General features: G+C 45.6%; 11 protein-coding genes. 7 read left to right on the forward strand and 4 right to left on the reverse strand.

What is annotated here, in order from left to right; genetic code table 11:
• Positions 1-90 precede the first annotated feature (90 nt).
• From NST74_RS10730 to NST74_RS10750, 5 genes are all read left to right on the forward strand, one after another.
• On the forward strand, positions 91-1,962 hold the full coding sequence (locus tag NST74_RS10730; RefSeq protein WP_341111952.1) for a class I mannose-6-phosphate isomerase: 1,872 nt from the start codon (positions 91-93) through the stop codon (positions 1,960-1,962).
• Positions 1,962-2,933, forward strand: a complete 972-nt coding sequence (locus NST74_RS10735) for an ROK family protein (RefSeq protein ID WP_341111953.1) — start codon at positions 1,962-1,964, stop codon at positions 2,931-2,933. The genes NST74_RS10730 and NST74_RS10735 overlap by 1 nt, the downstream gene beginning before the upstream one ends.
• A 156-nt stretch (positions 2,934-3,089) precedes the next feature.
• Positions 3,090-3,833, forward strand: a complete 744-nt coding sequence (locus NST74_RS10740; protein WP_341111954.1) for an SDR family oxidoreductase — start codon at positions 3,090-3,092, stop codon at positions 3,831-3,833.
• Between the two features lie 89 nt (positions 3,834-3,922).
• Entirely contained in the window at positions 3,923-5,002 is a 1,080-nt protein-coding gene (locus NST74_RS10745) for a glycerol dehydrogenase (protein WP_341111955.1), read from the forward strand.
• Between the two features lie 105 nt (positions 5,003-5,107).
• Positions 5,108-5,968, forward strand: coding sequence for a divergent polysaccharide deacetylase family protein (locus NST74_RS10750; RefSeq protein WP_341111956.1), 861 nt, complete (start codon positions 5,108-5,110; stop codon positions 5,966-5,968).
• Here NST74_RS10750 and NST74_RS10755 read toward each other — a convergent pair.
• A complete protein-coding gene (locus tag NST74_RS10755) occupies positions 5,955-6,707 on the reverse strand; it encodes an N-acetylmuramoyl-L-alanine amidase family protein (protein ID WP_341111957.1) in 753 nt (250 codons plus the stop codon). The two genes, NST74_RS10750 and NST74_RS10755, sit on opposite strands and share 14 nt — an antisense overlap.
• Before the next feature lie 182 nt (positions 6,708-6,889).
• Between NST74_RS10755 and NST74_RS10760 the strand changes: the two genes are divergently transcribed.
• The gene (locus tag NST74_RS10760) at positions 6,890-7,078 is read left to right on the forward strand and encodes a YqzE family protein (RefSeq protein WP_042126425.1); all 189 of its coding nucleotides are present in this window, start codon (positions 6,890-6,892) and stop codon (positions 7,076-7,078) included.
• Positions 7,079-7,151: 73 nt separating this feature from the next.
• Here the strand turns inward: NST74_RS10760 and NST74_RS10765 are convergent, their stop codons facing one another.
• The 3 genes from NST74_RS10765 to NST74_RS10775 all read right to left on the reverse strand — a co-directional run bounded on the left by NST74_RS10765 (position 7,152) and on the right by NST74_RS10775 (position 11,152).
• Complete coding sequence (locus NST74_RS10765) at positions 7,152-8,189, reverse strand: hypothetical protein (protein ID WP_341111959.1); 1,038 nt, start codon at positions 8,187-8,189, stop codon at positions 7,152-7,154.
• 156 nt (positions 8,190-8,345) lie between these two features.
• A complete protein-coding gene (locus tag NST74_RS10770) occupies positions 8,346-9,410 on the reverse strand; it encodes a YqhG family protein (protein ID WP_042126429.1) in 1,065 nt (354 codons plus the stop codon).
• Positions 9,407-11,152, reverse strand: coding sequence for a DEAD/DEAH box helicase (locus NST74_RS10775; RefSeq protein ID WP_341111962.1), 1,746 nt, complete (start codon positions 11,150-11,152; stop codon positions 9,407-9,409). Before NST74_RS10775 ends, NST74_RS10770 begins: the two co-directional genes overlap by 4 nt.
• Positions 11,153-11,516: 364 nt before the next feature.
• Between NST74_RS10775 and NST74_RS10780 the strand changes: the two genes are divergently transcribed.
• The gene (locus NST74_RS10780) at positions 11,517-14,204 is read left to right on the forward strand and encodes an adenosylcobalamin-dependent ribonucleoside-diphosphate reductase (RefSeq protein ID WP_341111964.1); all 2,688 of its coding nucleotides are present in this window, start codon (positions 11,517-11,519) and stop codon (positions 14,202-14,204) included.
• Positions 14,205-14,583 lie beyond the last annotated feature (379 nt).

Raw genomic sequence — 14,583 nt, forward strand, 5'->3', positions numbered from 1 at the left:
CAAAAATAGTGCTGTTTCCTTTAAAGACGCTGTCCCCAACAATTTATACAATGTGAACATACATTGATTACGAGTTGGGAGGCAGCAGCAATGGAAGTAAGTAAAGTTCGATTTTTTAATTCTGTTCCGGTTAATCCTGTAAAGCTGAAATGCCATGAGGCAGTGCAGTCCGATATTGGGACGGGCTATGAGGCATGGCTACGGCTAATAAAGAACGATTTTAACCAACACAATGCCAAGACATATCATTTAGCCATTGACGGTACCCATGGTGCCGCATTTACGACAATCCTTGAGCAACTGCATGCACTATGTAGCCACAAGAACATTGCTTATATTGAACTGGATAGTATGAGATATATGAAAAGCAGCGCGAAGCTCTTAACGGCGTTTGATCATTATTTGACCGATAACCGCGCCTTTGGATTTATTGCTTCAGATGTCGATTTTAAAGACTACTTCAGACCGCACGCGCAAGCAGAATGGCAGTCTGACGTTGATCAAATTCTTCAGCAATCCTCGGACTCCTTAGGCGGAGATTGCTCCGGTATGATGATTATTACCTATGGACCAGGTGCCGGCTTCCTCTCTTCGGATGCCTCACTATCTATATTTTGTGACATTTCACGGGAGCATCAGCAGCGGCTTCACCGGCAAGGGATGGGTTCGCTGCAATTGGGGAAATGTGTAGATCCAGTAGAGACCTATAAACAAGCATTGTTCCTGGAATGGCCGGTATGGGACCAATACCGTAAGCGCTATCTAAATGATTTTGACTATTACATGGATATGAATGATCCAGATCAGCCGACGTTCCTTACACTTCTTCTGCTGCGTACGATCATGCAAGCAGCGGCGGGGCAGCCGATTCGCGTAAAGCCTTTCTTTGCTCCAGGCATTTGGGGGGGGCAGTATTTGAAGGAACTTTGCGAATTACCGGAAGAGTGGGATAACTGCGCATGGAGCTTTGAGCCGATCGCACCGGAAAATACGATGCTGATTGAAGCATGCGGCCACACGCTGGAGCTACCGTTTCCGCTGCTGCTGTCGGCCCATCCGCTGGAAATTATGGGAGAGCGAAATGTCCGACTGTTCGGAGATTACTTTCCGATCCGCTTCGATTATCTGGATACCATTGGGGGAGATCATCTGTCCTTGCAGGTTCATCCTCGTCAAGCCTATATTGAGGAAACCTTTAACGAGACGATGACCCAGCAGGAGTCATATTACATCATGGAGCAAGAGGAAGAAGCGGCTCCCTTTGTTGCACTTGGCTTTACCGAAGGAATAAACGGAGAGCATTTGCTGGAAGCGGTGGATGACGCCCATGCTTCGCGGATGCCGCTCGCTGTTGAACAATATGTGAATGTGCTGGATGCTCACAAAGGAGATCTATTCCTTATTCCGCCAGGAGCTGTTCATTTCTCGAGTAAAGGCAACCTCGTTCTGGAAATCTCATCTACAACCTGGTGGTTCACCTTCAAGATCTACGATCACCTGCGTCTGGACAAAGATGGCTTGCCGCGGCCCATTAACCGAGACCATGCAAGCTGCAATATGAATGACAGCATCGACACGCGTTATGTTAATGAGCATTTGGTGCGATCTCCTGTCATTTCCCGCGTACAGGGCAGCAGTGTGGAGGAATTGCTAGGAGAGCATGAAGACTTGCTGTTCCAGGTCAAAAGATTAAAGCTGGAGAGTGAATGGCAGGACGATACGAACGGTCAGTTTCTTATGTTCAATCTGGTCGATGGCGATCGTGTTCGCCTTACGCCGTTGAACAATGAGGAGGCTGCTGTGGAATGGGGATATGCAGAGTCCTACATTGTTCCAGCTGCAGTAGGGAAATTTCGGATAGAATCCATTGGTGACTCAACATGCAGCTTAATTGTTGCTCAAGTTTCTCCAAATTGGTATACTCCGCTGCTGCCCCATCATTGGAAGGGTGGTGAAGTGTAATGGAGCCTGGGGTCTTGCTGCATACCGGCTTAATGACGACCCTTGCTATTGATGCTGGAGGAACGTTTTTGAAGGCTGGTGTCCTAAAGAACGGCATTCTCATGCCCGGGATTTCTTTCATTCGACCATCACATTCAAATGGGACCCCGGAACAAATCGTTGGCGGCCTAGTAAATCTTATCCTGGAACTGTCAACCGCCTATAAAGGGCAGCTAGGTATCGAAGAGCGTCCAGCTCCAGCAGGGTTTGTAATCGGACTTGCCTTTCCGGGACCCTTTGAATATGAGTCAGGTATTTCGCGTATTCAGGGACTGAATAAATATGATTCCATTTACGGCCTTAATTTGAAAGCACTGCTGCGGGATGAATTAACTCGGCGCTCAGCGCTAAATTCTGCTTTGCCATGGTTGTCTGAGCTAGCAGCGGCACCTATCCGGCTGGGTAATGATGCTGTTATGTTCTCCTTTGGCGTCAGCAGATTGTTTCCTGAGGACAAAATGATATGCCTTACGCTGGGAACAGGGCTCGGGTCCACTTTTATAGAGAAGCAAAAGGTGGTCTCAGGCAGATCAGGCATACCGTCCTCAGGCATGCTATATGAAGAAACATTTAACGAAGAACGAGTTGATGATGTGCTAGGCAGCAGAGGCATTTTGTCGTTGGCGGATAGCCTTCATGCTCGTTCATGCGATGATACTGTGGAGAATCTGGCTTTAGCTGCCCAATCAGGTGATCCCTCTGCCATCCAGGTATGGGAGATATACGGCCAGCAGCTTGGTCTCATGCTGCGTCCTTATTTCGCTGCCTTTCAGCCCGACAAACTTGTTCTTGGCGGACAAATCGCCAAAAGCAGAGATTTATTTGAAGACAGCTTGCGAAGCGCGCTGATGCCAGAGCAGGTGGTGCTATATTATGAGAACGATGTGCTGGAGCAAGTGTTCTATGGCATTCATCAAATGTTTGACACCTGAAGTCAAACCGGAAGCCTACGTCTCGCTCATGACCAACTACTGGGAGACCCATTTTTATGGATAATGACAAAAATAAATAATTGTCACTTGTCATTTTCTGGCCGTCGGATTATAATCAGACCAACAAGAACGGCAATTGAATAGGGGGAAATTATCATGGATCATCATTTAGCTGGAAGAGTAGCTTTGGTAACAGGTGCCTCGAGAGGTATGGGACGTGAAATTGCTGAGAACTTGGCTTTACATGGTGCGAAAGTAGTTGTTAATTATGCAAATAGTCCAGGCAAGGCAGAGGAAGTTGTGAACGAAATTAAGCAAAAGGGTGGAGAAGCAATTGCTGTGCAAGCGGATATCAGCCAAGTGCGAGAGCTAGAACACTTATTCCAAACTACACTAGAGGCTTATGGACAAATTGATATTCTTGTTAATAACGCAGGCGTTATGATCACAAAGCCGATTGCGAGTATGACAGAGGAAGACTTCGACAAACAGTTTGCCATCAATGTGAAGGGTACCTTCTTTGCTTGCCAGCAAGCTGCTAAACATATGAGTGAGAACGGACGGATTATAAATTTCTCAACATCAGTTACAGGTCAGATGTTTCCAACCTACAGTGTTTATGCGGGGACAAAAGGTGCAGTGGAACAATTCACACGTCAGTTGGCAAAAGAATTCGGACGGAAAGGAATCACCATTAATGCGGTTTCGCCCGGTCCTGTGAATACGGAGCTTTTTACCGTTGGGAAGACAGCTGAAGAAATTGCTAATGTAGGGAATATGAATTCTTTTGGACGCTTGGGTGAGCCTGAGGATATATCAAGTGTGGTGTTGTTTCTAGCCAGTAAGGAATCACAGTGGATTACGGGCCAGACGATTCGTGTAAACGGCGGATTTATTTAAGACCAGATTCTTTAGCATCTTTTTTAATAGCCAGTCTGAAGCAACACTCCTTAGAATAAAAGGATATACAAAAAAGGAGGAGTGAAACCATGACACAGATGATATGCTCGCCGACAAAATATATACAGGGACATGGCGAGATTCTTAAGCTGGGAGATTATTGTTTGAAGCTAGGCGCCAAAAGAGCTTATGTGATTATAGATCCTTTTATTTATTCCGCGTACAAGGTGGATATCTTGCACAGCTTTGAAATTAACAATATTCCTCTTATGTTGCGCGAATTCAAGGGTGAATGCAGCCGTACTCAGGTGGATGAGATGGCGCTAGAACTTGGTCTGAAGGACGTTGAAGTCGTCTTAGGAATCGGTGGCGGCAAGACGCTGGATACAGCAAAAGCGGTAAGTTATATGTCGGAGCTCCCTGTAGTTATTGTACCCACAGTGGCCTCAACGGATGCACCTTGCAGCGCATTATCGGTTTTGTATACGGATGCGGGTGACTTTGATTGCTATCTCCCCTTAAAAAGAAATCCCGACATGGTCATCGCAGATTTAGATATTATTGCTAAAGCTCCTGCAAGATTACTGGTTGCTGGTATGGGTGATGCCTTATCCACCTTCTTCGAAGCAAGAGCTTGCCGGCAATCAGGGGCGATTACTCATGCAGGCGGGACAAGTACAATTGCAGCGTTCTCTTTAGCACGTGCTTGTCTGGACACACTTCTCACTGAGGGCGAATCAGCATTGCAAGATGTTAAGCAAGGAATCACCTCGTCTGCAGTGGAACATATTGTTGAAGCTAATATTTACTTGAGCGGCGTCGGGTTTGAGAGTGGCGGGCTTGCGGCAGCCCATGCCATTCATAACGGACTGACACTGCATGAGGGATGCAGGAATGTGCTACACGGTGAGAAGGTTGCTTTTGCTACAATCGTGCAGTTATTCTTGGAGAAGGCTTCTGACGAAGAGATTGCTCAAGTCATTGATTTCTGCAAAAGAATCGGACTTCCCGTTACCCTTAAGGAGCTAGGGATTCCCGATATTGATAAATTAATGGTGGTGGCAGAGGCCAGCTGCTCCCAGGATAGCCCGATGAAGAATATGCCATTTGAAGTTCAACCTGTGGATGTGCTGGAAGCAATCCTTGCCGCAGACAAGCGCGGGCAATAGCAACAGCTCGATTGTAAATTATTGCGAACCCTCCTCGTACATATTTAACCTTCGTGAACCAAACAATGAGAACAATTGTTTAAGACGAAGGAGGCGTTCCTCTTGATGAAGGACAGTCGAAAGGTTAAAAGTTACTTACTACATTGGATTGCTGTTGCTGCTGTAATGATTACCACAATTATTCCGGCGACGCCGGCTGTCTCTGCTGCCACGTCTAAAGACAACGTTACAAATACGCAGCATGAAGAGAGTGCACCTAAACGTGATAAGGTCGCTATCATCATTGACGACTTCGGCAATGGCATGAAGGGGACTGATGAAATGTTCTCATTACCGATAAAGCTTACTGTAGCCGTCATGCCTTTTTTGCCTACATCCGTGAAGGATGCTACGCGCGCGCATGAACGTGGTGATGATGTCCTGGTACATTTGCCGATGGAGCCGCGTCAAGGTAATCCTAAATGGCTTGGACCAGGAGCCATATTGGCCAAAATGTCCGATGAGGAAGTGCGACAAAAGGTTGAGGCAGCTCTCGATAATGTTCCTTATGCGATCGGGATAAATAACCACATGGGCTCGAAAATTACCGGGGACGAGCGGATTATGGCGGTGATCTTATCTGTATGCAAAGAACGGGGATTGTTTTTTGTAGACAGCAAGACCAACTACCGTTCCGTTGCTGGAAATATGGCTTATCGAATGGGGTTACCACGCGTGGAGAACCATATCTTTTTAGATGACACACATACAGCAAGTCATGTTCTGAAACAAATGGGTCTCGTCAAAGACTTAGCGAAGGATCAACGATTTTGTGTAACCATTGGTCATGTTGGTGTATTTGGGAAAGAGACCGCCGCAGGGATCCGCAGCGGTATTGAGCAGATGAAAGACAATGTTGAGTTTATAGGGATTTCTGATCTGGTTAAAAACGAGATGAAATGGAGCTCCCAACTTAAACTTCCATAAGATAAGCTACAATACCATCAGCGATGGCTTCAGCGATTTGTTGCTGCCCTTTAGGGGTGCACAGTTTTTCGCGGTCGGTCGGACTGCTTACAAAACCCGCCTCAACGATAACCGTTGTGGCGGTTATTTTGTTTAGTAAATAAAAAGGCTTGCCTGGTCTTGGATGAGCCTCGACATCGTAAAGATTGTTTAATTGATGCTGAATGGACTTAGCAAGCATGAAGCTGCGGCCCTCTTGACGGTACAATACAAGTGGACCATGTTTGGATGGGGAGGGTGCCCAGTTAATATGGATGCTTACCACTACAGTAGCAGGTAATGTCTCGGCAAGCTCTTTACGCTGTGCAAGATCGCGCAGATGTCGAGATTTACTACGCAGCCAGCGGTTTTCATCACTAGGGGCATAATCGCCATTGCGGTTTAATGCGACATCAAAGCCATCGCTGCCCAGCAGAAGAAATAATCGACGTGAGATATCTAACGTGATATCTTTTTCAAGAATATTTCCGTAGGAAGTTCCACCATCGATGCCTCCGTGTCCTGCATCAATTAGAATCAATCGGTGTCCATGACCTAATATATGCTGACGGTCATCCTTCATCACGGACTTCTCTGGTGTCGCAGAGGCAAAGGAGCTCCCCATAAACAACAATAATAGTCCTAGGGTTGTTAGAGTGATTCGAAAGCCGCATATAACAGCTGCTGCTCTGGGAAAGGATGGTTTTCTCCAGTTGTTCAAGTGAAACGCCTCCTTGCAAGTGAATAACGTGTCCTGGATTCTTTGTTAGATTGTGCTTTAATAGGTAAACCTATTCGACAAATCAGAAGTCTGTAGTTTAGATCTAACTGGAGTGGTGCACACTAAGAGCATGGAATGGACGCTGATTAATTAATTTCACTTATAATGTAGGGGGTGTTACAATGGCTTCCGGTGGCGATGAGCTTGTAAAGTATATAACGGAGAAGGTAGTCGTATATATTGAGGATCCACGTGCCATACATGCCCGTAGAGCAGCTACGAAGCAGCCGTGGTCACAGAAATGGTTTGGCATGCTTCCGCTTGGGTGGTCAATCTGGCGAAGTAAGTGGGATCATGACAAAAAAGAGTAAATGTTAAATCGCAAATAACCTTCCAGTGCCTTTGTTCATGGGTGGCAGTGGAAGGTTATTTGCATTTGTTATATTAACGATTATATCCGAGTGCTTTGGTAGTTCTGTCTGGCAGCTTATGCAGTGTCCCATTTTTCTGTAATGCAGTGAGTGGTAAGTATCGTTTTCCTTCAGGGCCTGACGCTGCGTATATGGTAAGTGTGTTGTTCTCAGCTTGATTTTGTACATGAGAAGGCTGCCAACTTTGATAGCCTGTAATCATAAAAGGTGCCCCGACAAGATCATTTCGCCCAGCAGCTTGATATGCGATGCTTTCCTTAGGTTTGATTAGAAGCGCAATATTGTCGCCGCTTACTGTGGTGAGTTCAGGAGCGGTCAGCCATAGGATATCTTCATAAGGATCATCTGATCCTCCGCTATTGAAGGCTGATAGCGGTGATACGTCAGGATTAAGATTGGTGATTACATCTGTTGCTGGAGGCTGTTCTTTTAGCACTTCTTCCGCTTTGCTAAGTGTCCAAGGCAAAATTTGTGGCACGGAAGCGTTGATGTAAAACGTCTTTTCGTCAATGGTTATTTTCCAGACCGGCAGAAGTGGTGCATATAAAGCAGTCAGTTTTATTTTTCCTGAAAAAGATGATGTAATGAGACCCTTCTGCACCAAAAACTGGCGCAGATCATTTAAACTGTAGGGGAGTCCGTACGTGCCGGCCCCATATTCACTTAGCATATATCCGCCTGTATCGGTGGCGGAAATGATCATATATCCGATCCTCTCTTCACCCTTCATTACATTAACAAGCCAGCCATGAGTACCTGGACCAAGGGGATAATATTCTATCCCTGCATCCTTCCAGGCTGTAAATGGAGCTTCTGCAGCGAGCTTGTTCAGCGTAGTCTTAGCGAATTCTTGTACCGTAGAGGGGGAAGGTAAAGAACTCATCTTTAGCACAGGGATTGCGTCCTGTGTGACCGACTGGATCACACTCACTCTGGCCAGCGCAAGCGCTGAAGGGGAACCGGAACTGGATATAAACAGTCCAAAGCTTAGAAACAGGAGGAGGCATCCTTGACCCGCAAGTTGTAGCCTCCGCCGCAAACTTATTTTCATGGCGTCGTTCACCTTTCTTTGTTAATAAATGTCAGGAAGTTTTAAGCTTTACTCTATTGTAGTGGACAGGCTATAAAAAGGCTGTTGCTTGCTGTCGCGCCTGAAGGCGGAAGTTCTCTTGTTTTTTTGCCTGCTTTTAGCGAGTAGGGTCGCATTCTATAGACTTCGTAGATGAAACAGTCCATAGGTTATCGCAGAAACTGCAATTTGCGGCTCATATTGCCAAATGGTCTCCTGTCGACGACGGTTATATTGCTCCTGAGTACCTAAACGTTTTTCTTCATCCGGCTCTTTCAGCAGTTCTCCGTAATAAATATCAATGATAGCCAGCTCGATTCTAAGACGCTCACGTGCCTGTTCTGCCCAAGAGTAATCAAGTTCGGCTAGATGAGAGGTAAGATGAGCCTCTAATAAATCTGTAGCGGCTGTAACTGTTAATTCATAAGGCTGAATATGCACGTTTTCCGGTAAACGGGGGGTCATCTCCCGCGAGGATATCTTTGCGTTAAAGTCATCAATAATGGTCCCTTTTGTCAGAGATATTCCAAGATAATGCAGTTCTTCCCGTTTCAAATCACAGCTCATTTCGACTTTATAACAGACACCGAGCCACGGTTCATAGGCTGCAGAGAAAAGTGTATTCCGCTGCCTGCTACCGGGGTCCTCAAATAAGTAAAGGCATTTCCCTTCATCTTGAGCTGCACTCCAAATTTGCTGAAGGCGCTTGCTACCATAAATGATATCTTCACGTCTTATCATGCCAGGTCCAATTCGAGGCAGGGCCGGTACAATCCCGAAGTAGCGGGCAAGGATACTGTCTTCAGGATTTGAGGAAGGGACATGAACCACATTTGATTCAGATGTTTCTGAATTTAAAAGATCTGTGCTAGCCTCAACATCAGCAGTAGCACTCATCACTGGGTCTCCGGTAATTGACTGTTTTAATGCCAGGGTGCTGCGATTTACTGTTGGCGGAACTTCTATAGCTGCCTGGCTGTCGTATTTTTCCGGATCGAATACAAAGGTGAAAGAGAGTGTCTCTGGATCAACTCCAGTACGCTCCACGAACCCCCAATAATAAGGTCGATCTGTAAGCATTCTGTCAGCTCTTGGCGATAGCTTTACAGTTACGTGAATGGGCGATACTTCAATAATGGAGCATTCTGTTGCTTCCAAATAGTCCATAACATGTTTACGTACTTCCTGTGAGGTGAGGGTCATGTCGCAGTCTCACTTTCTTTTTTGATACCCTGAGTTAACTCGCTGAGGGATTCACCGATATGATCTAGCTCATTACGCAGTTCTTCATCGGAGCGGGATTCGAGCATGATTTTGTATAAACTTTTCTCCAGAGATTCTTTCTTCTCAAATCGCTCCAGAATCACATCCAGCCCGCCAATGACCATTTCGAACATATTGATCTTCTCGTGTAGCAGATGCAGAATATGTTCTTCAATCGTGCCCTGCGTGGACAAATTATAGATAACCACGTCATTTTCCTGACCTAACCGATGCACCCGCCCAATCCGCTGTTCTACTCTCATGGGATTCCAAGGCAGATCGAAGTTGATCATATGGTGACAGAACTGCAGGTTAATGCCCTCACCACCCGCCTCAGTAGCGATCATTACTTGAGCACGACCGCGGAAGAGATCCATCATCCAATCTTTTTTGCCGCGATTCATCCCGCCGGAATAAGAAACACACATTAGCCCATGTTCGCGGAAATACTGAAGCAAATATTCTTGAGTCGCACGATACTCCGTAAAGACAATGACCTTTTCATTCATTTCTTGAATGAGAGATAGTGTTGTTTCGGCTTTGGTATTGGTCTTAACCGTACGAAGTGTCTGCAATAGCTCCATCATCCGATCGCGTTTCGGCGAATCGGCGGGCAGCTTCTTGATCAGATTAACTAAAGTGATGAACACAGCATCTCGACTGCTGCATACCTCGCGCTGAAGCGTTACCAAGGAAAGCATGCTGCTAAGATTGCCGCCTGATTCCTGATACTGATCTTTAACAAAAGAAGTGACAGCGTCATATAATACTCTCTCTTCCTGTGAAAGAACTAACGGAATATTACGGACTTTTCGTTTCGTAAAGTTAACTGGACCTTCGCCACGCCGATTGCGGATCATCACCTTCGACAACTCGTCCCTTAGCTGACCTTCATTCTTAGGTTGACGTTTATCAACGACGAAGTTTGAGGCAAAATCGCCCTGATTCCCTAGCTGACCCGGTTTCAGTAAAGTGATCAAATTAAATAGCTCGCCCAGATCATTCTGAACGGGAGTAGCGGTTAGGAGCAGGCAATATTTTTTGCGTAATTGCTGTACAAATAAATAATTGGTTGATTTCTTATTTTTCAGCTTGTGGGCTTCATCAATAATCAACATGTCATATTCATTTTCCAGCAGCATTTCTTTATGTGGATCACGTTTCGCAGTGTCCATAGATGCGACGACAATCGCATTTCCCCAGGAGTATGCTTTTTTCTGTGCAACAGCAGAGATACCAAACTTGGCATTTAGCTCCCGAACCCACTGCAATACGAGGGAAGCGGGTACCAGAATAAGTACCTTAGAGACTAGACCGCGAACAAGATATTCCTTGAGTACAAGTCCTGCTTCAATCGTCTTTCCAAGTCCGACCTCATCTGCAAGAATCGCGCGGCCTGACATCTCAAATAGAACTTTATGCGCGGTATCGAGCTGATGCGGAAGCGGGGATAATCCGGATAAATGCTTCATGCATTGAAGTTCATCGAAGCTTGTTACTAGACCTGTTTGTTCACCTTGAACAGCAAGTTTGGATAGACGGAAGTCTCCCCACGGACCGCCTTTATCCAGTTTGAGTTCTAGATCCTGTAGCCAATTCCGGTCAAAAGAAAGAGGAACAGGCAGTATGGGCGCTGACTTTCCACCTTTGTGAGGTAGAGAATTACGGAATAATTGCGTCATGGTACAGCCTCCTCAGGTGCTAATTCATATCATCATTCGTAGGAGTAGTATGCTCTTAAACAAGAGAATTCATAACCTTCTATTTTTCTTGATAGCCTTTAAAAAAGAGAGTAAAAGCGAGAAAATACCGCAAGTTCTGCGATATTTCAGCTGCTTGACTCTATTTTCGAAAAAGACCTTCGATACAATATGTGGTATAGTTTAAAAGCTGACGCACACAATATATTGTGACAAAAGCATGAAAATGTGATTTTTTCAAAGTGCGTAGCTGCTATTTGTTATTGACAAGATGAACTTCCTACATACACCCGTAAGGTTGAAGATACGTGTAAGGAAGTTTTTGTTGTGGAGCCCACACCATGAAATGGAACTAATATTTACTACATTGCGGGAGGTTTTTCTATTGGGTAAAGTGGAAGGTAAGCAACGCCTGGAAGGGCTAAGTGAAAAAATATTTTTGGATCGTTATGCTTGGAAGGATGCCGACAGCAATAATGCTAAAGTGGGCGATGTTGTACTTGTTCTAACGAAAGATGATCCGAAATTTCCAACGAAGGAAGTCGGAGAGATCGTAGAACGTAACGGCAGAATTGTAACCGTGAAGACGCGCAGCGGCGAACTTGTGAAATCAGATGTTGAGAAGCTGACGCTTAATATAGAAAAAACACCAGAGGAAATGTGGGATCGTCTGTCTTCAGCTATGGCTTCTGTGGAGAAGACACCTGAGCTTCAAGAAGAATGGGCGGGTAAATTCCGTTCGATTCTGGATGATTGGAAGCTCGTACCGGGTGGACGAATTGCGGCTGGTGCTGGCGCTAGTGAGGAACTAACCCTGTTCAACTGTTATGTAATTCCTTCTCCAAAGGATAGCCGCGGCGGTATTATGGAGACGTTGGCTGAAATGACAGAAATAATGGCTCGTGGTGGCGGTGTAGGGATTAACCTATCCTCTCTACGTCCACGTCGTGCAATTGTGAGAGGTGTTAATGGATCTTCTAGTGGTTCTGTATCTTGGGGCGGTCTGTTTAGTTATACCACTGGACTCATTGAACAAGGCGGTAGCCGCCGCGGTGCACTCATGCTCATGATTAATGACTGGCATCCAGATGTAGAGGACTTCATTACGGTGAAGCAAACGATGGGGCAAGTTACGAATGCGAACCTTTCGGTATGTGTGAGCAATAGCTTTATGAAGGCTGTAAAAGAAAATCTGGATTGGGATCTCGTATTCCCGGATACAACTGACCCTGATTATAATGATGTGTGGGATGGCGATCTCGACAAGTGGAAGGCTGCAGGCAAAAACGTTATTCATTATCGCACCGTTAAAGCGCGTGATGTGTGGCGCACCATTATCGAATCCGCTTGGAAATCCGCTGAGCCAGGTGTTGTGTTCATGGAATACTACAATCAAATGTCCAACAGCTGGTATTTCAATCCGATCATTTGTACGAACCCATGTGGGGAGCAAGGTCTGCCAGGCTGGGGAGTCTGCAATTTGTCCGCTGTGAACCTGTCCAAGTTCTACGATGAGAAGAATCATGATGTAGACTGGGAAGATCTCGCAAGAACAACACGTTATTCCGTTCGTTTCTTGGATAATGTCATTGATAAGACCCCTTATCATTTCCCAGAAAATGAAGCGAATCAGAAAAATGAACGCCGTGTGGGTCTCGGAACGATGGGTCTTGCCGAACTGATGATCAAATTGAACATCCGTTACGGTAGCCCGGAATCTTTGGAGTTTCTGGACAAGCTTTACGGCTTTATGGCTCGTGAAGCATACCTTGCATCCGCAGAGATTGCAGGTGAGAAGGGATCCTTCCTAGCTTTTGATACAGAGAAATATTTAATGAGCGGCTTTATGAAAAACATGCTCGAAACGTATCCAGAGGTTGGCGAAGCGATTCGCAAACACGGCATGCGTAACGTTACAGTAATTACACAAGCACCTACAGGCAGCACAGGTACAATGGTAGGTACTTCGACAGGTATTGAGCCTTATTTCGCTTTCAAATATTTCCGTCAAAGTCGTCTTGGGTATGATGAGCAGTTCGTTCCGATCGCCCAAGAATGGCTTGAAGCTCATCCAGGTGAAGAGTTGCCAGATTACTTCGTAACCTCGATGGATTTGTCGGCTAAGGATCACATTCGTGCACAAGCAGCGATTCAACGCTGGGTGGATAGCTCGATTTCTAAGACAGCCAACTGCCCGTCTGACTTCACAGTAGAAGAGACGGCTGAGCTGTATGAAATGGCCTTCGATCTGGGATGCAAAGGCGTTACAATCTATCGTGACGGTAGCCGTGACGTGCAAGTGCTGCAAACCTCTAAGAAGGAAGACGCAGCAGAAGAGGTAGCTCCAGCTCCAGCTGTTGAAGTTACAGCTGCATCTGAAGCAAGTACAAGTGTTGTAGCGGCAAGCCCAGCACCTCAAGCGTCTACTAAAGAGCTGGATAAACAATACAAGAAACGTCCGCAAGTTCTACGCGGTGCAACCTATAAAATCAACACACCTTTCGGTATGGCATATATTACGATCAATGATCTAGATGGTACGCCGGCAGAAATCTTCCTGAATGTGGGTAAAGCAGGCTCAGATGTCTTTGCGATGGCAGAAGCACTTGGACGTGTCTGCTCCTTGTTCCTCCGTTATGGAGATCATGGCGAGAAGGTAGAACTGTTGATTAAACATCTGAAAGGGATCGGTGGGTCAGGCGCTATCGGCTTCGGTGCGAATCGAGTTGAATCTATTGCTGATGCTGTAGCTAAAGCACTAGAAACACACGTGCTGAACAACGCTCAGGATGATCATGTGCCTGCACCTATCGCAGCGACTTTGGAGCTGGAGGATTTCAATGAAGCGTTGAACGCGGAGTTGAAGGCGAGTGTTCCTGCGGCAGCTTCTATTGAAGATGGTCAGGGCGGACATGGCGCGCATAACCATACTTCTGCTTCCCGTGACCTTTGTCCTTCTTGCGGCGGTGCTTCGCTGATTAATATTGAGGGTTGTAAGACTTGCGGAAATTGTGGGTATAGTCGTTGCGGATAAACGGTAGAGCCAATAAATGTTTATGGGAAAACTAGAAATGTGACTATCATAGCTACTAAAAGCAAGCGATCATCGAGAGGAAGTGTTAACCTCTTATCTCAATGGATCGCTTGTTTTTTTTATTTTTGATGATGTTATAAGAAACAAAAGAAAAAAGAATCAAAAATGATAGATAATCATTGAGAGGTATTAACTATATGAGTTTGATAATTAGTGTAATTCAAAAGGAAGTATAATTTAGATACTGTAGAACTACATACAGACTATGATAAAGAATTTATTGAATTTAGTGTAAGAAGAAAAAGAGAAGGTTGGAATTGCGATTTGGTAAGTGAACTCTGTGTTCTGACTAAGCTTTTAAACACAAGGCTGTTTTCGT

The organism is Paenibacillus sp. FSL F4-0125 (assembly GCF_038008565.1).
Taxonomy (GTDB): Bacteria; Bacillota; Bacilli; order Paenibacillales; family Paenibacillaceae; genus Paenibacillus_AQ.

Bases quoted from the DNA above. Each gene is read 5' to 3' on its own strand.
- NST74_RS10760 (WP_042126425.1), top strand. From the start codon at position 6,890: ATGGCTTCCGGTGGCGATGAGCTTGTAAAGTATATAACGGAGAAGGTA.
- NST74_RS10740 (WP_341111954.1), top strand. From the start codon at position 3,090: ATGGATCATCATTTAGCTGGAAGAGTAGCTTTGGTAACAGGTGCCTCG.
- NST74_RS10735 (WP_341111953.1), top strand. From the start codon at position 1,962: ATGGAGCCTGGGGTCTTGCTGCATACCGGCTTAATGACGACCCTTGCT.
- NST74_RS10765 (WP_341111959.1), bottom strand. From the start codon at position 8,189: ATGAAAATAAGTTTGCGGCGGAGGCTACAACTTGCGGGTCAAGGATGC.
- NST74_RS10780 (WP_341111964.1), top strand. From the start codon at position 11,517: ATGGAACTAATATTTACTACATTGCGGGAGGTTTTTCTATTGGGTAAA.
- NST74_RS10745 (WP_341111955.1), top strand. From the start codon at position 3,923: ATGACACAGATGATATGCTCGCCGACAAAATATATACAGGGACATGGC.
- NST74_RS10775 (WP_341111962.1), bottom strand. From the start codon at position 11,152: ATGACGCAATTATTCCGTAATTCTCTACCTCACAAAGGTGGAAAGTCA.
- NST74_RS10770 (WP_042126429.1), bottom strand. From the start codon at position 9,410: ATGACCCTCACCTCACAGGAAGTACGTAAACATGTTATGGACTATTTG.
- NST74_RS10730 (WP_341111952.1), top strand. From the start codon at position 91: ATGGAAGTAAGTAAAGTTCGATTTTTTAATTCTGTTCCGGTTAATCCT.
- NST74_RS10750 (WP_341111956.1), top strand. From the start codon at position 5,108: ATGAAGGACAGTCGAAAGGTTAAAAGTTACTTACTACATTGGATTGCT.